At 71.6% G+C, this 24488-nt stretch carries 26 protein-coding genes; 13 read left to right on the forward strand and 13 right to left on the reverse strand.

The window, feature by feature from the left end:
- The 3 genes from J2X36_RS09870 to fae all read left to right on the forward strand — a co-directional run bounded on the left by J2X36_RS09870 (position 1) and on the right by fae (position 2511).
- Positions 1-924: a RimK family alpha-L-glutamate ligase gene (locus J2X36_RS09870; protein WP_310349015.1), complete on the forward strand. Its 924-nt coding sequence runs from the start codon at positions 1-3 to the stop codon at positions 922-924.
- A gap of 2 nt (positions 925-926) precedes the next feature.
- Positions 927-1769 (forward strand): triphosphoribosyl-dephospho-CoA synthase, encoded by an 843-nt coding sequence (locus tag J2X36_RS09875; protein WP_310349017.1) that lies wholly within the window; start codon positions 927-929, stop codon positions 1767-1769.
- Between the two features lie 229 nt (positions 1770-1998).
- Positions 1999-2511 carry a 5,6,7,8-tetrahydromethanopterin hydro-lyase gene (fae, locus tag J2X36_RS09880; RefSeq protein WP_132251680.1) on the forward strand — a complete coding sequence of 171 codons (513 nt, stop codon included), beginning with the start codon at positions 1999-2001 and terminating at the stop codon, positions 2509-2511.
- Positions 2512-2652: 141 nt separating this feature from the next.
- On the opposite strand, the gene J2X36_RS09885 is transcribed toward fae, so the two are convergent.
- The gene (locus J2X36_RS09885; RefSeq protein ID WP_310349020.1) at positions 2653-3354 is read right to left on the reverse strand and encodes a HisA/HisF-related TIM barrel protein; all 702 of its coding nucleotides are present in this window, start codon (positions 3352-3354) and stop codon (positions 2653-2655) included.
- Positions 3355-3387: 33 nt separating this feature from the next.
- Between J2X36_RS09885 and J2X36_RS09890 the strand changes: the two genes are divergently transcribed.
- Entirely contained in the window at positions 3388-4446 is a 1059-nt protein-coding gene (locus J2X36_RS09890) for a hydantoinase/oxoprolinase family protein (RefSeq protein ID WP_310349023.1), read from the forward strand.
- A 37-nt stretch (positions 4447-4483) separates the two neighbouring features.
- The gene (locus tag J2X36_RS09895) at positions 4484-4684 is read left to right on the forward strand and encodes a hypothetical protein (RefSeq protein ID WP_132251673.1); all 201 of its coding nucleotides are present in this window, start codon (positions 4484-4486) and stop codon (positions 4682-4684) included.
- 28 nt (positions 4685-4712) lie between these two features.
- Here the strand turns inward: J2X36_RS09895 and J2X36_RS09900 are convergent, their stop codons facing one another.
- On the reverse strand, positions 4713-5144 hold the full coding sequence (locus J2X36_RS09900; RefSeq protein ID WP_310349027.1) for a VOC family protein: 432 nt from the start codon (positions 5142-5144) through the stop codon (positions 4713-4715).
- 72 nt (positions 5145-5216) lie between these two features.
- Here J2X36_RS09900 and J2X36_RS09905 point away from each other — a divergent pair, with 72 nt between their 5' ends.
- The gene (locus J2X36_RS09905) at positions 5217-5972 is read left to right on the forward strand and encodes a YafY family protein (protein WP_310349030.1); all 756 of its coding nucleotides are present in this window, start codon (positions 5217-5219) and stop codon (positions 5970-5972) included.
- On the opposite strand, the gene J2X36_RS09910 is transcribed toward J2X36_RS09905, so the two are convergent.
- Both J2X36_RS09910 and J2X36_RS09915 read right to left on the reverse strand, forming a co-directional pair.
- Complete coding sequence (locus J2X36_RS09910) at positions 5941-7863, reverse strand: multicopper oxidase domain-containing protein (RefSeq protein ID WP_310349033.1); 1923 nt, start codon at positions 7861-7863, stop codon at positions 5941-5943. The two genes, J2X36_RS09905 and J2X36_RS09910, sit on opposite strands and share 32 nt — an antisense overlap.
- Positions 7864-8121: 258 nt before the next feature.
- Positions 8122-9327, reverse strand: a complete 1206-nt coding sequence (locus J2X36_RS09915; protein WP_310349038.1) for a GNAT family N-acetyltransferase — start codon at positions 9325-9327, stop codon at positions 8122-8124.
- Between the two features lie 306 nt (positions 9328-9633).
- Between J2X36_RS09915 and J2X36_RS09920 the strand changes: the two genes are divergently transcribed.
- Entirely contained in the window at positions 9634-10842 is a 1209-nt protein-coding gene (locus tag J2X36_RS09920; RefSeq protein WP_310349041.1) for an MBL fold metallo-hydrolase, read from the forward strand.
- A 46-nt stretch (positions 10843-10888) separates the two neighbouring features.
- Here the strand turns inward: J2X36_RS09920 and chrA are convergent, their stop codons facing one another.
- A complete protein-coding gene (chrA, locus tag J2X36_RS09925) occupies positions 10889-12298 on the reverse strand; it encodes a chromate efflux transporter (protein ID WP_405029762.1) in 1410 nt (469 codons plus the stop codon).
- A gap of 68 nt (positions 12299-12366) precedes the next feature.
- Positions 12367-13827, reverse strand: a complete 1461-nt coding sequence (locus tag J2X36_RS09930; RefSeq protein ID WP_132251659.1) for an HWE histidine kinase domain-containing protein — start codon at positions 13825-13827, stop codon at positions 12367-12369.
- A gap of 286 nt (positions 13828-14113) precedes the next feature.
- On the opposite strand from J2X36_RS09930, the gene J2X36_RS09935 reads away from it, so the two are divergent.
- Positions 14114-14560 (forward strand): tautomerase family protein, encoded by a 447-nt coding sequence (locus tag J2X36_RS09935; protein ID WP_310349046.1) that lies wholly within the window; start codon positions 14114-14116, stop codon positions 14558-14560.
- 227 nt (positions 14561-14787) lie between these two features.
- Here the strand turns inward: J2X36_RS09935 and J2X36_RS09940 are convergent, their stop codons facing one another.
- From J2X36_RS09940 to J2X36_RS09970, 7 genes are read right to left on the reverse strand one after another with little or no spacing between them, the layout of a single operon-like run.
- Entirely contained in the window at positions 14788-15747 is a 960-nt protein-coding gene (locus tag J2X36_RS09940) for a beta-propeller fold lactonase family protein (protein ID WP_405029768.1), read from the reverse strand.
- Between the two features lie 35 nt (positions 15748-15782).
- Positions 15783-16313 carry an SRPBCC family protein gene (locus J2X36_RS09945; RefSeq protein ID WP_132251655.1) on the reverse strand — a complete coding sequence of 177 codons (531 nt, stop codon included), beginning with the start codon at positions 16311-16313 and terminating at the stop codon, positions 15783-15785.
- Positions 16314-16345: 32 nt separating this feature from the next.
- Positions 16346-16936 (reverse strand): DUF447 domain-containing protein, encoded by a 591-nt coding sequence (locus J2X36_RS09950; RefSeq protein WP_132251653.1) that lies wholly within the window; start codon positions 16934-16936, stop codon positions 16346-16348.
- A 3-nt stretch (positions 16937-16939) separates the two neighbouring features.
- A complete protein-coding gene (locus tag J2X36_RS09955; protein ID WP_310349051.1) occupies positions 16940-18520 on the reverse strand; it encodes a DUF6513 domain-containing protein in 1581 nt (526 codons plus the stop codon).
- Entirely contained in the window at positions 18517-19107 is a 591-nt protein-coding gene (locus J2X36_RS09960; protein ID WP_310349053.1) for a uridylate kinase, read from the reverse strand. Before J2X36_RS09960 ends, J2X36_RS09955 begins: the two co-directional genes overlap by 4 nt.
- Positions 19104-19850: a (5-formylfuran-3-yl)methyl phosphate synthase gene (locus J2X36_RS09965; RefSeq protein ID WP_310349055.1), complete on the reverse strand. Its 747-nt coding sequence runs from the start codon at positions 19848-19850 to the stop codon at positions 19104-19106. Before J2X36_RS09965 ends, J2X36_RS09960 begins: the two co-directional genes overlap by 4 nt.
- 8 nt (positions 19851-19858) lie before the next feature.
- The gene (locus J2X36_RS09970) at positions 19859-20380 is read right to left on the reverse strand and encodes a DUF3280 domain-containing protein (RefSeq protein ID WP_310349057.1); all 522 of its coding nucleotides are present in this window, start codon (positions 20378-20380) and stop codon (positions 19859-19861) included.
- A gap of 232 nt (positions 20381-20612) precedes the next feature.
- Here J2X36_RS09970 and J2X36_RS09975 point away from each other — a divergent pair, with 232 nt between their 5' ends.
- The 5 genes from J2X36_RS09975 to J2X36_RS09995 all read left to right on the forward strand — a co-directional run bounded on the left by J2X36_RS09975 (position 20613) and on the right by J2X36_RS09995 (position 24469).
- Positions 20613-21836 carry an ABC transporter substrate-binding protein gene (locus J2X36_RS09975; protein WP_310349060.1) on the forward strand — a complete coding sequence of 408 codons (1224 nt, stop codon included), beginning with the start codon at positions 20613-20615 and terminating at the stop codon, positions 21834-21836.
- A gap of 135 nt (positions 21837-21971) precedes the next feature.
- Entirely contained in the window at positions 21972-22958 is a 987-nt protein-coding gene (locus J2X36_RS09980; RefSeq protein WP_310349062.1) for a YVTN family beta-propeller repeat protein, read from the forward strand.
- A 63-nt stretch (positions 22959-23021) separates the two neighbouring features.
- Positions 23022-23456 (forward strand): hypothetical protein, encoded by a 435-nt coding sequence (locus J2X36_RS09985; protein ID WP_132251638.1) that lies wholly within the window; start codon positions 23022-23024, stop codon positions 23454-23456.
- Positions 23457-23465: 9 nt separating this feature from the next.
- Complete coding sequence (locus J2X36_RS09990) at positions 23466-23708, forward strand: hypothetical protein (protein ID WP_310349066.1); 243 nt, start codon at positions 23466-23468, stop codon at positions 23706-23708.
- Positions 23705-24469 (forward strand): ABC transporter ATP-binding protein, encoded by a 765-nt coding sequence (locus tag J2X36_RS09995; RefSeq protein ID WP_132251634.1) that lies wholly within the window; start codon positions 23705-23707, stop codon positions 24467-24469. Before J2X36_RS09990 ends, J2X36_RS09995 begins: the two co-directional genes overlap by 4 nt.
- Positions 24470-24488 lie beyond the last annotated feature (19 nt).

Consider the following 24488-nt stretch of genomic DNA (forward strand, 5'->3'; position numbering starts at 1 on the left):
ATGCGCATCGGGCTCGCGGCCGATAACGGGTCCTGGCACAAAGGCCGCCTGAAGGCGGCGCTCACCGCGCTCGGGCACGAGCCGGTGCTGTTCTCGCTCGCCGACGTCGCCGTCGTGACGGGAGGAGGCGAGCCGCTGCGCGTGCCCGGATTTTCCGACGCGCTGCCCGACGGCGTGCTCCTACGGACGATCGCGGGCGGCACCTTCGAGGCCACGACGATGCGCCTCGGCGTGCTGCACGCCCTCGTCGCTTCGGGCGTGACCGTCTGGAACAGCCCCGTCGCCATCGAGCGCTCCGTCGACAAGGGGGCAACCTCCCTCCTCGTCGCCCGCGCCGGCCTGCCGACGCCCGACACGTTCGTGGTCTCGAAGCGGGAGGCTGCGGCCGAGATCGTTACCCGCGAGGCCGCGCCGGGCCGGCCCCTCGTGCTGAAGCCGCTCTTCGGCTCGCAGGGCGAGGGGCTGCAACTCGTCGAGCGGCCCGAGGACCTGCCGCCGGAGGATGCCGTCAACCGCGTCTACTACCTGCAGCGCTACGTGCCGCGCAGCGACGGGCTCTGGCGCGACTACCGGGTCTTCGTCTGCGAGGGCCGCGCCATCGCCGGGATGATCCGCGAGGGCGACGGCTGGATCACCAACGTCCACCGGGGCGGGCGCCCGCACGCCTGGGCGATGCCGGCCCGCGCTGCCGACCTCGCCGAGGCCGCGGCCGCCGCAGTCGGCGTCGACTATACCGGCGTCGATCTGGTGGAGGACGGGGAGGGCGGCTTCCTCGTGCTCGAGGTCAACAGCATGCCGGCCTGGTCCGGCCTGCAGCGGGTCACCGAGGTCGACATCGCGGGCGCGATCGGCCGCGGCTTCCTCAACGCGGTGCGGGCGGCGCGGCCCGCTCTGCGCCCCGCCCTCATCGCGGCGCAGGGCTGAGGATGGCGGCCCTCGCACCGGGCCTGATCGCCTCGCTCTACCGGGCGGCCTGCCTCGCCGAACTCGACGCGATCAAGCCGGGCAACGTCCACGTCCACGGTGCCGGCCACCGGATGCAGGTGTCCGATTTCGTCGCGAGCGCCGAGGTCTCGGCCCCCCACCTCGCGGCGCCCGGCGCCGGCGTCGGCGCCCGGGTCGCGGGCGCGATGGACGCGACGATGCGCGCGGTCGGGCAGAACACCAATCTCGGCATCCTGCTCCTCTGCGCGCCGCTCGCCGTCGCGGCCGAGCGGGGAAAGACGCTTACCGTCGTGCTCGCCGGGCTCGACCAGGCCGATGCGGAGGGCGTCTTCGCCGCGATCCGCCGGGCCAATCCGGGCGGGCTCGGGCAGGCGGCCCACCACGACGTGACGGCGCAGGGCCCCGTCCCGCCGCTGCGGGAGGCGATGAAGGAGGCGGCGGATCGCGACGCCATCGCGCGCGCCTACGTCACGGACTACGCGGAGCTCAGGGCCATCGGCCTGCCGGCGCTGCGGGCTGCCCGCGCGTCCGGCCTCGTCCCGCCCTGGACGACGACCGCCGTGCATCTCGCCTACCTGACGCGGCTGCCCGACAGCCATATCGCCCGCAAGCACGGGGCGGCGCGCGCCGAGGCCGCCCGCGCGGAGGCGCAGGCCGCGCTGGCCGATCTCGCCCTCGGGGAGGGCGCGGCGGCGGCGCTCCTCGCCCACGACCGGGCGATGAAGGCGGCCGGCCTCAATCCCGGCACGAGCGCCGACCTCACCGTCGCCACCCTGTTCCACGAGGCCCTCGCGGAGGCGGGCGCGGGGCTCGACGGAGCTTAGCCGGGCAGGCGCCGGAGCCCTGCAGGCAGAGCAGGGGATGCCCGCGATAATTTACCGAGACCGGAGCTTGGTGCAGGGTTGTTACGGGCAGGGGGCCGCTGTAGGGTCCGCGCCGCTATCCGGGCTAACCGGTTCGGCCCCCTGCCGAACGTCGCAAACAAGGATGGCCATCGGCTGTGCCTGATTCCGGGGCGGCCGAATCTTTTCGATTAGCAGGGAGAGACCCCGAATGGCAAAGATCAACAAGGTGCAGGTCGGCGAGGCTCTCGTCGGCGACGGCAACGAGGTCGCCCACATCGATCTCATCATCGGACCGCGCGGCTCGCCGGCCGAGACGGCTTTCTGCAACGGCCTCGTGAACAACAAGCACGGCTTCACCAGCCTGCTCGCGGTGATCGCGCCGAACCTGCCGTGCAAGCCGAACACGCTGATGTTCAACAAGGTCACCATCAACGACGCCCGTCAGGCCGTCCAGATGTTCGGCCCCGCCCAGCACGGCGTCGCCAAGGCCGTCCAGGACGCGGTTGCCGAGGGCATCATCCCGGCCGACGAGGCCGACGACCTGTACATCCTGGTCGGCGTGTTCATCCACTGGGAAGCGGCCGACGACGCCAAGATCCAGAAGTACAACTACGAGGCGACGAAGCTGTCGATCCAGCGCGCCGTCAACGGCGAGCCGAAGGCTTCGACCGTCACCGAGCAGCGCAACTCCGCTCAGCACCCCTTCGCCGCCAACGCGTAGATCGGGGACAGTCCTGGGCAGAGCGCGCCTCCGCCCGCACCGCGGGGCCTGCTCCAGCGACTGGCTTCCATCTTCCTCGGCCGCTAAGGCCCTTCAGGTGGGACGGCACACGCCGTCCCACCTTTTTCGTGCGCGGCCGTCTCAGCCATCGGCGAGATCCGCCGCCGTGATCCGCCCGTCGTGGATCGCGGACGCCACGAGGGCGCCGGCAGCGCCCGCCTCGCGCAGGGCCGCGAGATCCGCCGGCCCGCGCACCCCGCCCGCCGCGTAGAGCCGCGCCCGCGGCGCCGAGGCTCGCACCTGCGCCAGCCCGTCGAGATCCGGCCCCAGATCGGCGCCGATCCGCGCCAGCGTCATCACGATCACGTCGTCCGGCCAGATTTCGGGCCGCGCATGGATCCCTGCCGGGTCGAGGCGGTCCGCCCCCCGGCTGTCCAGGGAGAGAACGGCGCGCGAGCCGCACGTCCGCACGAGACCCGCGTCCCGCTGGCTCTCGCTGCCGAGGACGGGCCGGGCGAGGCCGCCTCCGACAAGCGCCTCGACGCCCGCCGCCTCCGCGAAACCCGCGTCGAGCCAGAGGGTCGTGCCCGGGCAGGCGCGGGCCACGTCCGCGACGGAGGCGAGGTCCGGCGGCGTCCCTTCCATGATGGCGTCGAGGTCGGCGAGGTAGAGGATCCGCGCCTCGACTGCGTCGACGAGCGCGGCCGCGACCGCTCCCGGATCGGATCCCTTTGCCAAGGGCGTCTCGATCGGGGCATAGGAATGCCGCTCGCCCCTGCGCGCCCGCACCACGCGGCCGTGGCGCAGGTCGATCACCGGGATGACCGCGAAGGACGTCCCCATGTCCCACCTCCCTCGTGCCCAGGAACCGAACGCTTGACCCGAGACGGCGCGCCCCAATCCGAGCCCACGATCGGCTGGGATCTCGGAGGGGTTCATGTCAAGGCGGCCCTCGTCTCGGAGGGGCGGGTGCAGGCGGTGGTGCAGGCGCCGTGCCCCCTCTGGCGCGGCCTGCCCGCCCTCGACAAGACCCTCGCGGACCTGCCCGACTGGGCCCGCAGGCCGGCCCGCCACGCGGTCACGATGACGGGCGAGCTGACGGATTGCTTCAGCGACCGCACGGACGGCGTCGCCAAGCTCTCGGCCTGGGCGCGGGCGGCGCTGCCCGGGCCCGTCGCGATCTACGCCGGCCGCGCCGGCTTCGTCGCGCCGGATGAAGCGGAGCCCCGCGCGGCCGACATCGCCTCGGCCAACTGGCACGCCACCGCCGCCCTCGTCGGGCGGCACTACGCGGACGGCCTCCTCGTCGATATCGGCTCGACCACCGCCGACCTGATCCCGGTCGTCGGGGGCCGCCCGGCCGCGACGGGCTACAGCGACGCCGAGCGCCTGGAGACGGGGGAAATCGTCTATACGGGCGTCGTGCGCAGCCACCTCGTGGCGCTCGGCCCCGACGCGCCCTGGCACGGGCGCCGCACCCGCCTGATGGCCGAGACCTTCGCCAACACGGCCGACATCTACCGGCTCACCGGCGACCTGCCCGAGGGGGCGGACCAGCAGCACAGCGCCGATCTCAAGGGCAAGTCGATACCCGAGAGCGAGACTCGGCTTGCCCGCACCATCGGCCGCGACCGGGGCGAGGGGAGTGCGGCGGAGTGGCGGGCGCTCGCCGCGCATTTCGCGGAGGCGCAACTGCGCCTCCTGCACGATGCGGCCGCCACCCTGCTGTCGCGCCCGGACATCGCGGCGGACGCGCCCCTCGTCGCCTGCGGCGCGGGCGCGTTCCTGGCCGAGCGGCTGGCGCTCCGCCTCGGGCGACCCTGCCTGGCCTTCACCGACCTCGTGGCCGATCGGATCGCGGGCAGCCCGGACTGGGCCTCGACCTGCGGCCCCGCCGTCGCGGTCGCCCTCCTCGGCGCCGCGGACCTTCCGTAGCCTCGAACGTTCTCCTCACCCGACCCCGGAGTCCCACATGCGCCCGACGCAGAGACTTGCCCGCATCCTGGCCACCCGCTCCAGCGGGGAGATCGAGCTCGCCATCGCGACCGCCACCGGCGAGACCCTCAAGGTCCTCGCCACGCAGGAGCAGATCGACATGCTGGTGGACGAATTGGAGGACATCCTGAACTCGCCCACGGAGGAGGGGCCGGGCGGATCGCCGGACGCCGCCTGAGACCCAGGGCGCCCGCGCCGCCTCGGTCTCAGCCGGCCCGGAGGGTCGCGCCGGGCTGGATGTCCAAGACCCAGGTGATGCCGAAACGGTCCCGGACCATGCCGTAGAGCGGCGAGAAGCTTGCCGGCCCGAGTGGCTGGACGATGGTCGCGCCCTCCGACAATCCCTCCCAGTAGCGGCCGATCTGCTCGGGATCGTCGCCGCGCACCGAGACGAAGACGGGGATCTCGCCGGGATCCCACGCCCTCGCCGAGGGGACGTCGTAGGCCATGATGTGGAAGCCGTCCGCGGCGAGAACCTGCCCCCAGATGACCTGATCGGCCTCGGCGGGGTCCGAGACGGCGTGCGCCTGGGCGTAGGTGAACGCCGTCAGATCGCCTCCGAAGACGGATCGGTAGAACGCGAGGGCTTCGCGGGCAGCGCCGCGGAAATTCAGGTGGGTGGTCGTCTTGATGCTCATCGCGCTCTCCTCTTCGCGGGCGACAGGGAGCACGCTAGACCGGGCCAACTGACACTTTCCGGCAGTTGCTCGATGGCCCGATCGGATCGCCTGCTCCGGCTTCTCCAGGCGATGCGCGTGATGCCCGCGCCGATCACCGCGGCGCGGCTGGCGAAGGAGACGGAGGTCTCGCTGCGCTCGCTCTACCGCGACATCGACAGCCTCCGCGCCGCGGGCGCGCGGATCGAGGGCGAGCGGGGCTACGGCTACCGGCTGCTCGAAGACTACGCGCTCCCGCCCCAGACCTTCGACCGCGCGGAGATCGAGGCCATCGCGCTGGGACTGGCCGAGGTCCGGCACATGGGCGATCCCGCGCTCGCCGAGGCGGCCCGCTCCGTCCTGGCCAAGGTCGCCGCCGCCCTGCCGGACGACCGCGAGCAGCACCTGTTCCATGCGATCTCGCAGGTCTACCGGCCGGACGCGCGCTACGGTGCCGTGCACGAGATGGGGGCGATCCGCGAGGCCTGCTGGCGGGAGGAGGCGCTCGCCATCCGCTATGCCGACAAGGGCCGCGCGGTCAGCGAGCGCACGATCCTGCCGCTCGCCGTGATGTACACGAACAGGACGCTGACCGTGCTCGCCTGGTGCTGCCTGCGCGAGGACTTCCGGATGTTCCGCACCGATCGGATCATCGAGCTGAAGCCGGCCGGGACGAGCTTCCGGCCCCGGCGCGTGACGCTGCTCCGCACCTACCTCGCGGCGTTGAGAGACCGTCACGAGGGGGCCGGCCCCTCGACGGCTCCGGCCGTATCGCCCGTCAGGCCAAGAGACCGGGATCGACCACCGTGAAGGGCCGCATCATCTCGTTGTCCTCGTGGGAGAGGATGTGGCAGTGCCAGACATAGGTCCCCGGCAGGTCGAAATGCATGATCGTGCTCAGCATCTCGCCCGGCCCGACCGTCACGGTATCCTGCGCTCCGAGCTCCTCCGGCCGGAGCGGCACCGGGTCCCCGACGAGGATGTCGGCCGAGCCCGGCGCTTCGCCGATGGTCCCGATCGTGATCCGGCCGTCGCCGTTGAGGTCGTCCGGCAGCCCGTCCGGCGTGGCCGCGCTCGGACCGGCGTTGTTCACCGCGTCCGTGAACACGATCTTGGACTTGCCCAGCACCTGATACTCGACCTGATGCACGTGCACCGGATGGGTATCCTCGGTGAAGTTGTAGAAATTCCAGATCTCGGTCGTGCCGAGCGTCGGGTCCTCGGTGACCGGGTGGTCCCAGTGCAGCGGCCCGAACGGCACCGGATCACCGGCGATGTCGCGGGTGTCCTGGGCAACGCCGAGCATCGGCATGACGCGGCCGAATTCGTCCTCCTGTTCGAACAGGCCGAGCTGGCGGGTCTCGACCGCATCGTTCGGGTCGAGCGGCACGAACCCTCGGTTGAGCACGCTCCCGTCCGCGACGCTGGCATCGTGCTCCGCCGGCCCGTTCGCGATCTCGAACCGCATGACCTCACCGACACCCTGGTCGGGCGTGGCGGCCCTGGTCTCCTCGCCGGCGAGCGACCCGTCCGCATTGAAGCCCTGGAACGGGCTGAAATCCGGGCCGACATTCCGGAGCGTGACGCTGTGGCCGCCCGCGTGGCTGAAATCGAACACGAGGTCGACGCGGTCGGAGGGCGCGAGCAGGATCTCCTCGCCCGGCTCCTGCACGCCGTCCCCGTCCATCACGGTGATCGCCTGCGGCAGCAATCCGCCATCGGTGCCGACCAGGGTGACCGTCACGGACGGGTCGTCGAGGGTGAGCAGATACGTGCGGGAGTCGGACGCGTTGAGCGCGTGGAACGCGTACTGGCCGGGCCTCGCCTCGAAGGTCGGCCAGGCCATGCCGTTGACCAGCAGGTGGTCGCCGAAGAATTCGGGCAGCACCGTCGGGAACGGACCCGCGTAGTCGGGCGGCAACTCGTCGGCCACTCTGTGGTCCGTGCCCGGGATCGGGTCGTCGGGATAGGCGGGCAGGTAGAGGCCGCCGTCGGCGGTGAAGGCCCTGTCCTGAACGATGGCCTCGATGTCGTGCCGGGCATCGGGCAGAACCCCCTCGTCGATCAGCCGCTGCTCGCCGGCGTCGTGGATGCGGTAGAGCCCCGCAAGCCCCGAGCCGACATTGATCCGGGTCAGTCCGAGCGCGTGGTCGTGGTACCAGAGCGTCGCTGCCTGCTGATCGTTCGGGAAGCTGTCCCAGGGCGAGGTGAAGGAGGGTCCGGTCATTCCGAACCCTTGGGTGAACCAAGCCTCCGGATAGCCGTCGCTCTCCGCGGAATGGTGCCCGCCGTGCCGGTGGACGACGGTTGGAATCAACCCTTGCGCGAGCGCCTCACGCTCGCCGTCGTTCATGTGGATGCTGGTGTCGACCGGCAGGAGCGGCCCCGTCGCCGGCAGCTTGTTCACCCACTTCACCGCGATGGGCACGCCCTCCTGCGCATCGATCGTCGGTCCCGGATAGGTCGCGTCGTGTCCGCGCAGGCCGTAGCCCCAGACTGGGGTGAGGAGCGGTGCTCCGCTCGGATCGACGAGGCCGAGCCACTGGTCGAACTGGCGCTCCTCGATGACGAAACGCCCGCCGCAGGTGGCGTCGATCCGGGGCAGGTTCGGGAGCGCGTTGACGAATCTGGGTTGCGAGGCCGGGTCGAGGAGGGTGGTTGCGCCGCTCGGGTTCGCGCTCGGCGCGATCGTGGCTGTCATGCTCGCCTCCCTTGAAGGTCGCGAGGTGCGCGCAGCCCGGCAGAACTCGGCTGGAAAAGATAAAAACAAGCAACGCGTCGGACTGCTCGATCAACTTTGCAGCACAAGCCGCTGTTTTTCCACCCGGAAGCAGGACATCTCGAACGCTTCGTGCGAACACAACGTCTGCTATTCGCTGAGCAGATTGCGCATGATCTGTCGCGATCTCGCTCCGCTGGGCCTCAGGCGGACGGATTTCGCGGGCTTGCCGGTCCGCGGTCAGACCCGCCCCGTGTCGGCCGGCGCGACCCGCTCGGCCCGCTTCGCGCGGGGGTCGACCCGCTTCCAGCGTCTGTGCAGGCTGCGCGCGGCAAGATACAGGCGGCCGCGCAGCGATCGTGCCGCCAGGATTTCGTAGAGCGGCGTCGTCCGGTCGGACCAGTGCGCCTTGTAGCCCTCCTCGCCGACCGTCAGGTCGAACAGGGTCAGGTCTCCGCGGGCGATGCACGCCTGGATCACGCTCTCCATCAGGAGGCGCCCGACGGAGAAGGAGCCCCAATCCTCGCGGTAGGTCGTGAGGATCATCGCGAAGCTTCCGCGGAAGATCGTGCCCCACAGGGCCGCTACCCACTCGCCGTCGACGCGAAGCCCGGCCACCAGGACGCCGCCCTCGGCGAAGCGTCCCTCCGTCAGCCGCTCGTAGAGCGCCCGCTGGGCGGGCGCGCCGAGCGTGTTCGGGAGGCCGGAGGCCACCTGCCAGCGCGACTTGTGGTCGAGGAGGAATCGGACGATCTCGGCGCGTTCGGCCGCCTCTTCGGCGAGCACGATCTCGACCGCGCCCGCCCCCTCCAATTTCCGCCGCTTGCGCCGGTTCTGGCTGAAGAACTGGGTGCTGCGGGCCTTCGCGAAGGCCTCGTAGGTCGCCGGCAGCGTCGCGGCGTAGGCATCCTGCGCGTGCCGGAGGTTCGGCAGCGCGCCGAGCGGATTGGGCACGCCGTCCACCGTGAGCGGCAGGCGCTGCAGCCAGACGAGATCGACGGAGGGCAGGAGATCGAGGATGACGGCCCAGAGCTGCCGGGCGTCGCCGGGTGCGATCCCGGCCGCGAGGCGCCGGTCGATGACGGGCGCGTTGTAGTCGGTCGAGTATCCGCCGAGGAATTGCAGGGCCCGGCCGTGGGCGCCCCGGTAGATCCCCAGAGGCAGGAGCAGCAAGGGCGTTCCGTCCGCTCCGGAGACCTCGACGATGCAGGGCATCACCCCCTCGCACCGGCCGACCGTCTCCTGCCAAGCGGAGAGCCACTCGTAGCTCTGGAAGAGCGTGCAGGCTCCGGCCGCCACCGCCGCGCGCCAGAACGCCTCGGCCTCCCGCAGGGAGGGCCGGATCGCGACGGAGGCGCCGCGGAGCAGGGGACAGGCCCAGACCGCATCGGTGTCGGAGAGGCGAAGCTGCCGCATCGAGGGGATGGCGGTGTCCTGAGGCGTCACGTCCCCTCTATGCCACGGCGGGGCCGCGTGCGCGCAACGGCTGGTGGAGGCGGGCGACACGCCGCCCGCGGCCTGTTGCGAATTTGTCTCGGCGGGCGTCCCGGGCCCGAGACCGCCCGCCGGTCGGAGATCGCGGGCGTCCGCCTGTCGTCTCGCTAGGCGCCGGCCGACATCGCCTTGCTTGCCGACCGTCGAGCTCCATGCGAGACTTCGCGCTTCGGACGCCCGATGAGACGCGCCTCCACGCTCGTCCCGTCCCGCGCCCCTGCTTTCGGTCGGCATTTCGACCTGCAGCGGGAGGTTGCCATGGCTGTCTCAGTCGATCCCCGATCATCATCGCGCGGCCCCTCTCGACGCAGCGAGCGCCCGCGCATCACCTGCGACGACCCGGCGCGGCGGGACCTCCTCTGCGGCGGCGGGGCCGCAGCCCTGAGCCTGCTGCTGGGCGGCCTCCTCGGCGATGCGAGCCCCGCTCTCGCCGAGGCCGTGGCGGGGCCGGTGCCGGAACTCGACGCCGTCGCCGTGCGGATCGTCACCGACAGCTACCAGTTCGCGGTGGCGCCGGGCCGCAAGCTCGACGGGCTCTCGGTCGAGCATTTCGGCTGGGGCATCGCCCCGGATCGTCCGCCGGGCCGCACCCTGGTGAGCGAGTTCGGCCTCTCGATGCACGTCACCTCGCGGCGCGGCGAGGAGACCCGGCGGACCCTGGTGGATTTCGGCTTCACGCCGGAGGCGCTCAACAACAACCTCTCGCTCCTCGGCGTGCAGCCCTCCGAGATCGACGCGCTCGTGCTCAGCCACGGCCATTACGACCATTTCGGCGGGCTCGCCGGCTTCCTCGGCCAGGCCCGGGGGCAGCTCAGGCCCGGGCTTCCGTTCCATGTCGGGGGCGAGGATTGCTTCTGCGCCCGCACCTGGACGGCGCCTCCGGTCAAGGGTGATTTCGGCGTCATCGATCGCGAGGCCCTCAAGGCGGCGAACCTCGCCGTCACCTCGACGGAGCGCCCGGCCCTGGTGGCGGATCACGGCTTCACCTCGGGCCAGATCGATCAGCGCAGCTTCGAGACTTTGCTCTCGCCGAGCGCGATGAAGCTCGGCTTCGCGCACGGCTCGGGCTGCTACCCGGGCGGCCAGGCGCAGGACGAGGGCGGCCAGGGGCTGATCCCGGACCAGTTCCGGCACGAGATCGCCACCGCCTTCAACCTGAAGGGGCACGGCCTCGTGATCCTGACCTCCTGCAGCCACCGGGGCGTGGTCAACGCCATCCGGCAGGCGCAGGCCGTGTCCGGCATCGAGAAGGTGCACGCGGTGATCGGGGGCTTCCACCTCGCCCCCTACCCGCCCGACTACGTCCGCCAGACGATCGCGACCCTGAAGGAGATCGGGCCCGACTTCGTGGTGCCGCTCCACTGCACGGGCGAGACCTTCTACGAGATCGCCAAGACCGAGATGCCCAAGGCTCTGGTGCGCGCCTACACGGGCACCCGCCTCGTGTTCAACGGATCCGCCACCTAGCCCCGGTCGCGGGACGGGAGCCGGCGGCGGCGCGGGAAGGCGGCCGTCAGACCCATCCGGCGAGGTGCAGGGCCATGCCGGCGGCCGAGCAGGCGAGGAGGGTCGCGATCATGCCGGCCTTGAAGCCGAACACCGCGACGAAGGCGGCGAGCGCCAGCACGAGCGCCCAGGGATCGAGGCTCGCCGGCACCGGCACGTCGAGGCGGATCGGGCCGGCCGCGAAGGGGCGCACCTCCGCGAAGATCGTGTGCACCGCGAACCAGACCGCGAGGTTGAGGATCACGCCGACCACCGCCGCCGTGATCGCCGAGAGCGCCCCGGCCAGCGCCCGGTTGCCCCGCAGCCGCTCGATGTAGGGGGCCCCGAGGAAGATCCAGAGGAAGCAGGGCACGAAGGTCACCCAGGTCGTGAGCAGGCCCCCGAGCGTGCCGGCGACCAGCGGCGGGAGCGAGCCGGGCGCCCGATAGGCCGCGAGGAAGCCCACGAACTGCGTGACCATGATGAGCGGACCCGGCGTGGTCTCGGCCATGCCGAGCCCGTCGAGCATCTCGCCGGGCCTCAGCCAGCCGTAATGCTCCACCGCCTGCTGGGCGACGTAGGAGAGCACGGCGTAGGCGCCGCCGAAGGTGACCATCGCCATCTTCGAGAAGAACACCGCGATCTCGGAGAAGACGTCGCCGGGCCCGAGCAGGACGAGCAGCGCGAGGACGGGCGCCAGCCACAGCGCGCCCCAGACACCGAGAACCCGCAGCGCGTGCCCGTGCGAGGCCCGCTCCCGCGCGAGCTCCGCGTCGCCGAGGAGGTAGGGGCCGCCGTCGTCCCGGGCCGCATCGCCGTGGCCGCCGGCCCGGAACTGGGGCAGGCCCGCGCGACCTCCGAGATAGCCGATCAATCCGGCCGCGAGGACGATGACGGGGAAGGGCACGTCGAGGACGAAGATGCCGACGAAGGAGGCGGCCGCGAGCGCCGCCATGACGGGCCCCTTCAGCGCCTTGCGGCCGATGCGCAGAACCGCCTGCGCGACGATGGCGAGGATGGCGGCCTTGAGCCCGAAGAACAGGCCGGCGACGAGGCCGACATTGCCGTAGAGGGCGTAGATCCAGCTCAGGCCCATGATGGCGACGAGGCCGGGCAGCACGAACAGGCCGCCCGCGACGAGGCCGCCGCGGGTGCCGTGCATCAGCCAGCCGATATAGGTGGCGAGCTGCTGCGCCTCCGGGCCGGGCAGGAGAGTGCAGAAGTTCAGCGCGTGCAGGAAGCGGTTCTCGGAGACCCAGCGCTTCTCCTCGACGAGAACGCGGTGCATCACCGCGATCTGCCCGGCCGGCCCCCCGAAGGAGAGGGCCGCGATCCGCGCCCAGACCGGCAGGGCCTGCCGGAGCGTGACGGGCGCCGGCGGCGCGCGGCGGCCCGCCTCGTGCGGCAGAACGGGGGTGGTGAGCATGGCACCGGCCATGGTCGGGACCTCGCCTCGGGTTCGTTGGTGGGCCGGCGCCTGGATCGTGCCCGGCCGAAGAAGATGTCCTACCGCTCCGGCAGGGGCGCTTCCACCGTGAACACGACGCCGCGCGGCCGGTAGTCGATCTCGGCCGTGCCCCCCAGTTCGGCGGCCAGCGCCCGCTCGATCAGGCGCGAGCCGAACCCCGTCCGGCTCGGCGGCGTGACGGGCGGCCCACCGAGTTCCTCCCAGCGCAGCCACAGGCGGTCCGGCTTCGACCCGTCCACCACGTCCCAGTTGAGGATGACGCGGCCCGTGTCGTTCGAGAGGGCACCGTACTTCACCGCATTCGTCGCGAGCTCGTGCAGGGCCATGACGAAGGCCAGCGCGAGCCGGGGCGGCAGGCGGAGGTCGGGCCCGCCCGCATGGAACCGTCGGCCGCCGCCGGACTGGAACGGTTTGAGGGCACTGTCCACGATCTCCGCCAGCGTCGCCCCCTCCCAGCTCTCGCGCGTCAGCACGTCGTGGGCGGCCGACAGGGATTGCAGGCGGGCGTCGAGCGTGTCCCGCGCCTCGTCCAGCGAGGACGCGTTGCGCAGGGTCTGGTGGGCGATCGACTGCATCGTCGCCATCGAGTTCTTGACCCGGTGGTTGAGTTCGTCCGCCAATAGCGCCCGGTGTTCCTCGCCGCGCTTGCGCTCGGTGATGTCGATCGAGACGCCGGCCATGCTCAGGGGCGAACCGTCGGCGTGGTAGTAGGTCTGGCCCCGGATCTGCAGCCAGCGGATCTCGCCCTGCGGCGTGCGGATGCGGTACTCGATGTCGTAATCCGCCTGCTCCTCGATCGAGGACGCCACGGCCGCCTCCATCCGTGCGCGGTCCTCCGGCACGATGGCGGCGGTGAGATCCTCGTAGGTGAATGGGTCCCGCCCCGAGCGACCGAAATTCCGCTTGCACATGTCGGAGGCGACCAGCCGCCGGTCGGCGAGATCGAGCGTCCAGGTGCCGAACCGGCCCGCCTTGAGCATGAAGCGCAGGCGGTCCTCGCTGTGGCGGAGGTCGCTCGCGCGGCGCTCCACTTCCTGCTCCAGGGCGTCCCGGTCGCGTTGGAGGCGCACCATCCGGTCGCGCTCCAGCGTCACGTCGAACTGGGAGGCGAAGAAATAGGTCAGCGCGCCATCGTCATCGAAGACGGGCGAGATCAGCAGCCTGTTCCAGAAGACCTCGCCGCTCTTCTTGTGGTTCAGCAGCTCGATCTCGATCGGAACACGCCGCTCGATCGCATCGCGGATCCTGGCGACGTCCCGGTGATCGGTTTCCGGCCCCTGCAGGAAGCGGCAATTGTTGCCCAGGATCTCGGCGCGCGCGTAACCGGTGAGTTTCGAGAACGCGTCGTTGACGAAGACGATCGGATTGTCGGGCTTGTTCGGGTCGGTGATGATCATCGGCATCCGCGTCGCCCGGACGGCAGCAACGAAGGGATCCGAACTCTTCGAGATCCTGGAGATCTCGGCGTCGATGCGGTCGTGCTCGTGGCGGTTGCTCAAGATCCGCCGCCTCCCACGGCTTAGAGGCGCGCGCCCCTCCGTTGCATTCTATAGCACAGCTTGGCGCGCTGCGTAGCCGAGCGGAGCGGCCGCACCGCACCGCCCCCGGGCCCTCCGGCCTTGCCGGTGCGCTGCGCGGCCGACCCGTTGCGGAATCCGGAGCGGGCATGCTCCAGTCTCGCGCCGTCGCGACCCGGCTCTCGATCGGCGCAGGCCCGGACGCGGCCGGAGCGACGGCACCGTGTCCGCATCGCGGACCGGGACGCCCGTCGAGGAGAGCACAGCCATGCCGACCTACACCGTCAAGACCTCCCATCTCGACCTCACCGCGGCGCAACGGCAGCAGATCGCGACGGCGATCACGGACGCGCACAGCGAGGCGACCGGCGCGCCGGGCTATCTCGCGCAGGTCTTCTTCGAGGCGGCGGCAGCGGGCCTGCACTTCATCGGCGGACGGCCGAACGGGGTCCCGCACGTCTTCGTCCACGGGCTGATCAGGGCCGGGCGCACGGCCGAGCAGAAGCGCGCCCTGATCGAGGCGGTCGGCGCCCGCGTCGGGGCGGCGGCCGGAATCGGGCGCGAGGACATCTGGGTCTACGTCCAGGACATCGCCGCCGAGCAGATGATCGAGTTCGGCCGCATCCTGCCGGAGCCCGGGCGGGAAGCCGAGTGGCGCCGGGGCTTCTCGCCGGAGAAGATCGGGGATTTCGAGCGGGCCGGCGTGGCGCTCTGAGCGATCGGGCGCTGACGCAGGCGTCGAAGGCACGACGCGCCCCCTCTCCCGTTCGGGAGAGGGTTGGGGTGAGGGGTGTGACGTCTCCGGAAAGACCTGATCCCTCACCCGGTCTGCGTGCCGCGGACTCGACCTCTCCCGAACGCGCGAGGGGGCGCGTTCGATACCTGTCGGAGCCGGGCCGAGCGCCTCTCGGCGCAGCTTCGCCCCGTCCCGCAGGCCGGCCCCTACCGCAGAAAGTCCCCGAACGCCCTCGGCCCGTCGCCCACCGCGATCTCCTTCGTGACACTGAGCGTTCCGGAATCGATCACGCTCACCGTGTTGGCGCCCCAATTCGCCACGTAGAGCCGGGTGCCGTCGCGGCTCGCCGCGATGCCCTCGGGATGGTCGCCGACGTCGACCGCCGCCAGGCGCTCCAGGCTCGCGAGGTCGAACACGGTCACGCTAGCCGTGTACTGGTCGGTGACGAAGCCGCGGCCCTTGGCCAGCGCCACCACGTAGGGGCGCTCCCCCGTGTTCACCCGGCCGATCTCGCGCCCCTCCGCAAGGTCGATCACGGAGACGTCGTCCGAGAGGACGTTGGCCGTGTAGGCGCGCTTTCCATCCGGATCGAGGGTGATGCCGAACGGGTGTTTGCCGACCGGGATGGCCTTCGTCTCGCGCCGGCTCGCCGCGTCGACCACCGAGACCGTGTCGGCCTCGCGGTTGGCCACGAGCAGGGTGGACCCGTCCGGCGTCACCGCGATGCCGGAGGGCGAGGCGCCGACCGCGATCTCGCCGTCCGGCACCAGCGTGCCCTCCTTCGGCACCAGCACGAAGAGCCGCTTGCCGTACCAATCGGCGACGTAGACGGCGCCGGAGCGCGGGTTGCAGGCGATGCCGAGCGGGCCGCCGGGCAGGGGCAGCGTGCCGGTGACCCTGCGCGCGTCGAGGTCGAGGATGGCGAGGCCCGGCCCGTCCGGCCGCGTCACGTAGGCGATCCGGCGGTCCGGCGAGAGGGCGATGCCGGCGGGCGAGCCCGGCACGGGGATGCGCGCCGCCACCGTGCCCGCGTCGAGATCGAGGATCACGACGGCGTTGGCGCCCTGCACCGTCACCACCGCCTCGGCCGCGCCAGCGGGCAGGGGGTCGAAGAGGGTGGCGAAGGGGGCGGCGAGAAGGGCGAGGCCCGAGAGGCCGGCGCGCAGCCGGCCTCCCGCCCTGGCAAGGCGTGGCACGGGGCCTACGAGCCCTTCTCGACCTTGGCCTTCAGGGCATCGAGGCCGGTCCGGTAGAGGCCGCGCACGGCCTTCTCGGAGTTCTCGTCGTTCAGCTCGGGCGGCGGATCGTTGTTCATGTAGCCGCGGTAGAAGGCGCCCTTCCAGGTGACCTTGGACTTGCCGCCCGCATCCTCGACCTCGATCGTCGAGGAATAGTCGTTCACGGGCAGGGTCTTCACGTCGACCTTGTCGATCCGGTACGAGTAGCTCTTCTTGTCGGCGGAGTACTTCGACAGCTCCTCGACCACCGTGGCGCCGCCCTTCAGGGTCAGGGTGCGGGTCGCCTTGGCCTCGTTGCCGCCCGTTCCTTCGGTCTTCTCGACCGGCGGCAGCCAGCTCATGTCCTGGAAATTGCCGACGACCGCCCAGACCTTGTCGGCGGGGGCGTTGATCTCGACGCTCTCGGAGATCTTCCGGCGCGTCGGCCCGTGGGCCTCGGCGGAGAACGACACGACGGCGAGCGCCGCCGCCGTCGCGAGTGCCAGCATCTTCATGGGGTCCCTGTCTCCTTCACGCGCCGCTTTTCTCAGGCGGCGTCGGGGTTTGCGAGGATTCGGTCGGTGCCGAGGGCGGCCGAGACCTTGTCCTCGATCCAGCCCCAGGCCTCGCGCTCGCGGGGCCCGGCTGTCTTGGATATCGCGATGGCGAGATAGCGCATCTCGGAGAGGACCTTCTCCGGCTCCAGCATGTGGAGGCGCGTCGAGAGGATGGCCGCCTCCAGAACCGCGCTCTGGGCGCGGTTGAAGCCGAGGAAGGGGGCGTGGCTCTCTTGGCGCAGGACGCGCCCCCGATAGCGCGGGCGCGTCGCGTCGTCCTCGACCGAGACGACCGCGAGCTCGGCATGGGCGAAGCTGTCGGCGAGCCGCATCCCGCGGATCTCGGCGCAGGGCACGACCGGCCAGTCGCGCCGGCCGGTGACGCAGCCCGCGATGACGCGCACGTCGCGTGGGGAGGAGGCCGCGAAGACGGGGTTCGCGTCGAGGTTGAGGATCGTGGGCGAGGGCCGGAAGGGGGCGAGGATCCAGTCCGCGCCGTCCTCGATCAGCCCGAAGGGCACGAGGTGCAATTCGCCCGCGGGCGAGAGCGTCGTCACGATGGTCTCGAGGATCAGCGGCATCGATCAGGCCTCGTCCGCCGGCACGAGCTTGCCGCAAACGATCCGCGCCGGCCGCTCGGCCGGCGTCGCGGCGACGCCCTCGGCCCGGGCCGTCTCGGGATCCACCGTCTCGGGCGGCTCGGCGCCGGCCTCCGTCGGCACAGTCGCGGCGTCCCGCGTGCCGGGTGGCGGCCCGCCGGGGCCCGAATGCTTCGTGTGGCCGGCCTTCTTGAAGGCCGTGGTGTCCTCGGCCTCGTCGTCGGCGGCCGAGCCCCAGCGCAGGGGCTCGTCCTGCACGTAGCGCTTGCCGAGCCGGAACGCCGTCTCGGCCTTGGCGAGCTCGGCTCCCAGGTAGAAGGCGTGGGCGCCGTCGCTCTCCACGTTGAGGTCCGGGAAGAAGGCCATGGCGTCGGTGCCGACCCTGTGGATGTCGCGGTTGTAGACGTGGATCCCGTCCTCGGCGACCGCGATCCGGTAGTTCGGATCGCGCACATCGGCGGCGAGGCCCGCGATCTCGTCGGGTGTCTGCACGAAGGGGCGCTTGTCGTGAAGTGCCAGAAGTGCCCGGCCGTAGCCCTTGGGCAGGGCGGCATCGGCCTTGGCCGCGTACATGACGCGCCGGGCCGCGTCGTGCTCCTCGACGGTGCGGCGCGTGTGGTTCGAGACCTGCACGATCAGGACGTTGCGGATCGCGAGTTCCGAGCACATGCCGAGGAGGAGCGCGGTGACGCCGAGGCTGTCGGCTTCCGTGAGCTCCGTCAGGTTGCCGGTGCCCATCATCATCTCGATGCCGGGGTAGCGGGCGCGCACCTCCCGGTAGCGGGCGATCGAATCGACGAAGCCGAAATGGATCGGCTCCAGGATCGGGTCGGCCATGTAGGGGCGGCCCGCCCGCTCCATCCGCTCGATGGCCCGGTCGAGGGAGGGCAGGTCGTCGGGGCGCATCGGCACGAGGACCGGCACCGCGTCGGTCTCGAAGGCAAGGTCGAGGGTCTCCTCGTTGAGGCTGAGGAGGTAGTCGGCCCCCGCCCCGGCGCCCCGCCGCAGCTCGTCGAGGGAGAAGGAATCGACGCTGACCCTCAGCCCGGCCCCCTTCAGGAGGCGGACGCTCTCCTCCAGATGCGGGAAGGCGGTGTCCGGCAGGCCGCCGAGGTCGATCACGTCCGCGCCGCGCCGGGCGAGGTCGAGGCCCTTCGCCAGGATCTCGTCGGGGCTCATCTTCGAGGCGTCGACGATCTCGGAGAAGATGCGAAGGTCGTGCCGCGACAGGTCGACCGTGCGGCCGGCGAGCCCGAGATGGGCCGGCAGGTCCACGATCTCGTCGGGCCCGCGCTCGACCGGCACGCCGAAATGCCGGCTCAGCGCCTCCGGGTTCGCCCGGCAGCGGCCGGGCAGGACGATGCGGGTCGCACCCTCCGGGATCCGGACCCGGCGGCGGATGATCTCCTCCGTCATCAGCGCGGCGACCTTCACGCCGGCATCCGCGATCGTCCAGGCGAAGCGGTCGGCGGGCAGGCTCGCGGCGACCTTCTCGAGCCGCGCCCGCGCGAGCTTGCCCGTCACGAAGACGAGGTGCTCGCGGGGGCCGTGCTCGGGCGCGCTCACGCGGCCCGCCTCGGGCGCGTGGCCTCGTCGGCGCCCCGCACGACGATGCGGCCGGCGTAGCGCGCGGCGAAGTCGGGGAAGGCGGCGTCGACGAGGCCGAGCCGGGCCAGTTCCGTCGGGCTCGCCCCGGGCGGGCAGGGGGCCGCCTTCACGAGGAGGCAGCGCTCCGCCCCGGTCTCGGCGGCGAGCCAGAGGGCGAGGCTGTCCGAGGTGACGGACCAGGATTCGGGGATGTCGGGACGGCCGGACCGGAGGTCCGCCGGATCCCAGACGGGCAGCCCTCCGGCGCGGGCGTGGCGCGCGGCCTCGGCCGGATTCCGGATAATCGCGATCAACGTCTCGAGGCTCCGGAGGTGATCGCTCATGCGGCCCATGGCATCAAGGGCGAGGCGGTGCGCGGTGGCGTCGTCGAAGCCCGCGGAGGCCTGCTCCCGACGCACCGCGTCGGCGAAGGGGCCGCCGCCGGGCACCACGATGCAGGCCCCCTCCGCCCCCGCGGCGAGGCCGGCGAGGATGGCGCGCAGGCGCGCCCGGTCGCCGAGCAGGCTCCCGCCGAGCTTGACCACGCTGAGGGCGGGCGCGCTCACGCGGCGTCCCGCCGGCCGAGCGCCCGCAGCGCCGCGACGGCGTCGCCGATGCGGGCGGCGTCGAGCGCGCCCCGCCGGTCCCCGCCGCGGCAGAGGCCGCCTCGGAAGCCGAGATAATCCGGCCGGTGAACGGCGAGCCCCGCGATGTCCTCGACCCGCAGCGAGCCGGCCAGCCCGGCGAGGAGACCCTGCGCCCGGCAGCCGGCGCAGAAGGCGGAGAGGGTGGCGGGCGCCAGGATATCGGTCAGGCGCCGCCCGTCCTTGCTCGCGGTGTCGATCATCGCGCCGACGAAGCCCGCCGCCGCGAAGGCCGCCGGATCCCCCGGCGCGACCCCGTCCTCGGCGAAGAGCACGGCGATGAGGCGCCCCGGCGCGGCGCCCGCCACGGCGGCGAGCGCAGCCGGGCTTCGCCTCAGGTCCGGCGGCACCGCCACCTTGAGGAAGTCGGCACCCGTCCCGGACAGGGCCGACACGCACCGGGCGAGATCCGCCGCGCCCGCAGGCTCGCCGGCCACCGCGCTGGTGGCGGCGCGACCCTTCACCGCCGCGAGGATCGCCGCGACGCGCGCCTCCGGGAGAGCCCCGAGGGCGCCGCGATCCGGATCCTTCGCGTCGACAAGGTCGGCCCCGGCGCCCGCCGCCAGCCCGGCCTCGTCGGCGTCGCGCACGCTGACGAGGAGGCGCGGCGCGGCGGGGGAGGGCAGGGACTGGTTCGACACGGCGCGCTTCGGATCTTCGCTCAACAGGGCCTTCAGGACCGGTTCGGCAGCGGCTCGGCGAGGAGCCGGTTCTTGACGACCCAACGCATGGCGTGGGCCCAGGTATCGTCGGTATCGGCCCGGATCACCACCTGCCCGCCGCGCACGACCTTGCCGGTGGCCGCGTCACTGATGACGACGTTCAGGTTGAAGATCTGGTTCGACCCCTTCTCCACATAGCCGGTCACGGCGAGGTCCGCACCCAGCGTCTTGGCAATGCCTGCCGCGCAGCCCTCGCATTTGTAGAGCGGCGCCTGCTTGGCGATCTCGGCCGATTGCGGTCCGACATCGACCGGTTCCAACGACCCGTTGGTCTGGAGCGCCTTGCGCAATTCCTCGGTGACGAGGGCGAGCTTGCGGGTCTCGTCGGGGCGCGGCTTGCGGCCTCCGACGACGCCGGGATCGAGCAGCTCGATCGTGAAGATCGCCGCCTTCTCGGGCGCGGCCCAGGCGGGCGCCGCGGCGAGCGCGAGGGGCAGGAGGAGGGCCGAAAGGGCGGGGGCGCGTCGGGACATGATCGTCGGTCTCGTGCGGGCGGCCCGGGAGGGGGAAGCGGCGCGCCGGCTGCCGCGACCGGCCGCGCCCGGCCCTACACCTCGGGCGGGAGGAGGATTTGGCAACGGCCGAGGCCCGCGACAGGACGCCGAGGCCCTCAAGCGCCCGCGCGGCACGGAGCCGGCCCCTTAGGTTTCCCTTATGCTTCCACCGTTGAGTGCGCGGGGACAATATTGCTAGCGTGCCGCCCGCATGCGCGTTCCCTCCCGCTCTCTCCTCGCCGTCCTCGCCCTGTCGCTCGCGGGACCTCTCGGTCCCGGGCCGGCGCGCGCGCAGGAACCGGGCGCACCGCCTCCCCCGCAGACGATCGAGACGCGCATCGGCATCCTCTACCGGCCGCAGCCCGCGCCCGCCTCCTACGACGCCGAGGCCGTGCCGGAGGACGAGGGTGTCGCCGGCGCCCGGATGGGCATCCAGGACAACAACACGACAGGCCGTTTCACCAAGCAGACCTACGCCCTCGACGAGGTCGTGCTCGCGGAGGGGGGACCGAGCGCCGTCGAGGCCGCGAAGGGACTCGTCGGCAAGGGCGTGAAGTACCTCGTCCTGGCGCTGCCCGCCGCCGAGGTGCTGGCGGTCTCCGACGCCGTGAAGGCGGACGGCGCCCTCGTGTTCAACGCTGCCGCCCCCGACGATTCCCTGCGCGGGGCGGAGTGCCGCCAGAACGTCTTCCACGTCGTCCCGAGCCGGGCGATGCAGACGGACGCGCTCGCGCAATTCCTCACCTTCATGCGCTGGCGCAAGCTCTTCCTGATCGTCGGGCCCAACGAGGGGGACAGGCTCTACGCGGAGGCCTGGAAGAACTCCGCCCGGAAATTCGCCCTCAAGATCCAGGCGGAGAAGCCCTGGACCTTCGGCCCGCTCGCCCGCGCCCGCGGCGACACCCCGACCCGGGCGGAGGCCATGGTGTTCACCCGGGGCATCGACTACGACATGGCGATCGTGGCCGACGAGGCGGGCGACTGGGGCGACTACGTGCCCTACAAGACGGTGGATCCGCGCCCCGTCGGCGGCACGCAGGGTCTGATCGCGACGACCTGGCACCCGACGCTGGAGACCTGGGGCGCCGCGCAGGCGCAGAACCGCTTCCGGCGTCTGGCAGGCCGCCTGATGCGCCCGCTCGACTACCAGGCCTGGGCAGCGATCCGCACGGTCGGCGACGCCGTGACGGCGAAGAAGACGAACGATGCCGCCATCATCGGCCCCTTCCTCACCGATCCGGCCTTCAGCCTGCCCGCCTACAAGGGTGTCTCCCTGACCTACCGCCCCTGGGACCACCAGCTGCGCCAGCCCCTCATCGTCGTGCAGCCGAAGGCGGTGGTCTCGGTCTCGCCGGAAGCGGGCTACCTTCACCAGCGCACGCCCCTGGACACGATCGGCATCGACCTGCCAGAGACCGCCTGCAAGTTCAGATAGGCGGCGATTCCCGCGGCCCTGCGGCAATCGTGATCGGGTCCGGGCCGGCTCCGAGCCTCGCAACCTGCGGGGAACGCACTACAATCGCGCGCAATCGCCCGTCCGAAGACGGCGGGCGCCAGGGGAGGAGATCCTATGAGCCGCTGCGTCAAGGCGGGTGTGAGCGTTGCGGCCCTGGCGGCCGTCCTGCTCGCGGCCTCGGGTTCGGCAGAGGCCTACACGGTCTACGTCACGAACGAGAAGGGCAATTCGGTCAGCGTCATCGACACGAGCACGCTCGCCGTGACCGGAACGTGGAAGGTCGGGCGCCGCCCGCGGGGCGTGACCACGAGCAAGGACGGCAAGGAGCTGTTCGTCTGCGCGAGCGACGACGACCGGATCGACGTGCTCGACACCGCGAGCGGCAAGGTGGTGCGCTCGCTCCGCTCCGGCCCGGACCCGGAGCAGTTCATCCTCGCGCCCGACGGCAATCCCCTCTACGTCGCCAACGAGGACGACAGCCAAGTCACGATCATCGACATCGAGAAGAACAAGATCCTGGCCGAGGTGCCGGTCGGCGTCGAGCCGGAGGGAATGGGCCTCTCGCCGGACGGGAAGGTGCTGGTCAACACCTCCGAGACCACCAACATGGCCCATTTCATCGACACCAAGACCTTCCAGGTGATCGACAATGTGCTCGTCGACGCGCGCCCCCGCTTCGCCGAGTTCACGACGGACGGGAAGTTCCTCTGGGTCTCGGCTGAGGTCGGTGGAACGGTCAGCGTCATCGACGTGGCCTCGCGGCGCGTCGTGAAGAAGATCAGCTTCAAGATCCCGAGCGTGAACGACGAGGCGATCCAGCCCGTCGGCATCCGCATCACCAAGGACGGCGCGAAGGCCTTCGTGGCTCTCGGCCCGGCCAACCGCGTCGCGGTGATCAACACCAAGACCTACGAGGTCGAAAAGTACCTGCCGGTCGGTCAGCGGGTCTGGCAGCTCGCCTTCACGCCGGACCAGAAGCTCCTGTTCACCACCAACGGCACATCGAACGATGTCTCGGTGATCGATGTGGAGGCGGGCAAGGTCGTCAAGAGCATTCCCGTCGGGCTGCTGCCCTGGGGTGTGGCGGTCTCGCCGCAATAGCCGGAGCTCCGGGCAGGACGGGGACGGGACGCCGCCCGAGGCGGCAGGGGAGGAACGGACACGATGAAGCGGACATTCCGGCTCGCGGCCCTCGGCCTCGCGGGCCTTCTCGCGGCGGGGCCGGCGCTCGCCCTCGACCTGACGAAGAAGCGCCAGAACCTGCCCGACCTCGTGCTCGGCAACGAGGAAGGCAACGACTTCGTCGTCGAGAACAAGGACATCGAGCTCGAGGCCGGCAAGGCCTATCGGCTGCGCATCGTCGCCAAGGGGCGGCAGGAATACAAATTCTATGCGCCGGAGTTCTTCCGGTACATCTGGCTGAACCAGATCGTCATCAACCACCTGGAGATCCATGGCGGCGGTCCGCCGGACCACTTGGAATTCGACGATCCGGGCGAGATCGCGATCGAGTTCGTGGCCATCAAGCCGGGCGAGTACAAGTGGGAGGCCCGCGGCCTGGAGTCGAAGGGCATGACCGGCACGATCTCGGTGAAGTAGGAGCCCCGCATGCGCCTCATCTGTCTCGCCCTCGCGGGCTGTCTCGCCGCCGCTCCGGCGCTTGCCGACGACAAGGCCGCCTGCACCGAGGGCATCGCGGCCATCAAAACGGCTCTCGCCCAGAACCCGGCGGAGGCCGCCGCCGCCAAGGCCAAGAAGGCCCTGCGCGTCGCCGAGCGCGAGCAGGGGGAGGGCGAGTTCGACGAGTGCGTCGAGGCCGTCTCCGATGCCAAGCGGGCGCTGGGGAAGTGACGGGGGGGCGGGAGGCGGCGCCGGCCCTCGACGTCGCGCAGGTGAGCCACCGCTTCGGCGCGCGGGCGGCACTGTCTGACGTCTCGATCCGGGTCGAGCGGGGCCGGTTCATGGCGCTGCTCGGGCCGAACGGCGCGGGCAAGACGACGCTCTTCTCGGTGATCACGCGGCTCTACAACAACCAGGACGGACGGGTCTCGATCTTCGGTCACGGGCTCGATCGGGAGCCCTCGCGGGCGCTCGCCCGCCTCGGCGTCGTGTTCCAGGCCCGCACCCTCGACACCGACCTGACGGTCGCACAGAACCTCCACTACCACGCGAGCCTGCACGGCATCGGCCGCAGGGCCGCGCGCGAGCGGATCGCGACGCTCCTCGACCGGGTCGGACTCTCCGACCGGCGGGACGACAAGGTGCGCACCCTCTCGGGCGGCCAGTCGCGCCGCATCGAGATCGCCCGCTCCCTGGTGCATGGGCCGAGCCTGCTGCTGCTCGACGAGCCCACCGTCGGCCTCGACCTCGAGTCCCGGGCCGACATCGTCGCCATCGTGCGAGCGCTCGTTCGGGAGGAGGGGCTCTCCGTGCTCTGGGCCACCCATATCTTCGAGGAGATCGAGCCGGGCGACGACGCCGTGGTGCTGCACCGCGGCCGCATCGTCGCCCGCGGACAGGCGGGCAGCATCGGCAGCGAGGGCGAGAGCCTGGAGGCGGCCTTCCGCCGCCTCGTCACCGAGCCGAAGGACGGAGGCCGTCAGGCCGCATGAGCATCCAAACCCGCACCGC

Source organism: Methylobacterium sp. BE186, from assembly GCF_031457035.1.
Lineage (GTDB): Bacteria > Pseudomonadota > Alphaproteobacteria > Rhizobiales > Beijerinckiaceae > Methylobacterium > Methylobacterium segetis.

What these genes read in the sequence shown, in the direction of transcription:
- J2X36_RS09870 (WP_310349015.1), top strand. Translation starts at nt 1, where the DNA reads ATGCGCATCGGGCTCGCGGCCGATAACGGGTCCTGGCACAAAGGCCGC.
- J2X36_RS09875 (WP_310349017.1), top strand. Translation starts at nt 927, where the DNA reads ATGGCGGCCCTCGCACCGGGCCTGATCGCCTCGCTCTACCGGGCGGCC.
- fae (WP_132251680.1), top strand. Translation starts at nt 1,999, where the DNA reads ATGGCAAAGATCAACAAGGTGCAGGTCGGCGAGGCTCTCGTCGGCGAC.
- J2X36_RS09885 (WP_310349020.1), bottom strand. Translation starts at nt 3,354, where the DNA reads ATGGGGACGTCCTTCGCGGTCATCCCGGTGATCGACCTGCGCCACGGC.
- J2X36_RS09895 (WP_132251673.1), top strand. Translation starts at nt 4,484, where the DNA reads ATGCGCCCGACGCAGAGACTTGCCCGCATCCTGGCCACCCGCTCCAGC.
- J2X36_RS09900 (WP_310349027.1), bottom strand. Translation starts at nt 5,144, where the DNA reads ATGAGCATCAAGACGACCACCCACCTGAATTTCCGCGGCGCTGCCCGC.
- J2X36_RS09905 (WP_310349030.1), top strand. Translation starts at nt 5,217, where the DNA reads ATGGCCCGATCGGATCGCCTGCTCCGGCTTCTCCAGGCGATGCGCGTG.
- J2X36_RS09910 (WP_310349033.1), bottom strand. Translation starts at nt 7,863, where the DNA reads ATGACAGCCACGATCGCGCCGAGCGCGAACCCGAGCGGCGCAACCACC.
- J2X36_RS09920 (WP_310349041.1), top strand. Translation starts at nt 9,634, where the DNA reads ATGGCTGTCTCAGTCGATCCCCGATCATCATCGCGCGGCCCCTCTCGA.
- chrA (WP_405029762.1), bottom strand. Translation starts at nt 12,298, where the DNA reads ATGGCCGGTGCCATGCTCACCACCCCCGTTCTGCCGCACGAGGCGGGC.
- J2X36_RS09935 (WP_310349046.1), top strand. Translation starts at nt 14,114, where the DNA reads ATGCCGACCTACACCGTCAAGACCTCCCATCTCGACCTCACCGCGGCG.
- J2X36_RS09945 (WP_132251655.1), bottom strand. Translation starts at nt 16,313, where the DNA reads ATGAAGATGCTGGCACTCGCGACGGCGGCGGCGCTCGCCGTCGTGTCG.
- J2X36_RS09950 (WP_132251653.1), bottom strand. Translation starts at nt 16,936, where the DNA reads ATGCCGCTGATCCTCGAGACCATCGTGACGACGCTCTCGCCCGCGGGC.
- J2X36_RS09970 (WP_310349057.1), bottom strand. Translation starts at nt 20,380, where the DNA reads ATGTCCCGACGCGCCCCCGCCCTTTCGGCCCTCCTCCTGCCCCTCGCG.
- J2X36_RS09975 (WP_310349060.1), top strand. Translation starts at nt 20,613, where the DNA reads ATGCGCGTTCCCTCCCGCTCTCTCCTCGCCGTCCTCGCCCTGTCGCTC.
- J2X36_RS09980 (WP_310349062.1), top strand. Translation starts at nt 21,972, where the DNA reads ATGAGCCGCTGCGTCAAGGCGGGTGTGAGCGTTGCGGCCCTGGCGGCC.
- J2X36_RS09985 (WP_132251638.1), top strand. Translation starts at nt 23,022, where the DNA reads ATGAAGCGGACATTCCGGCTCGCGGCCCTCGGCCTCGCGGGCCTTCTC.
- J2X36_RS09990 (WP_310349066.1), top strand. Translation starts at nt 23,466, where the DNA reads ATGCGCCTCATCTGTCTCGCCCTCGCGGGCTGTCTCGCCGCCGCTCCG.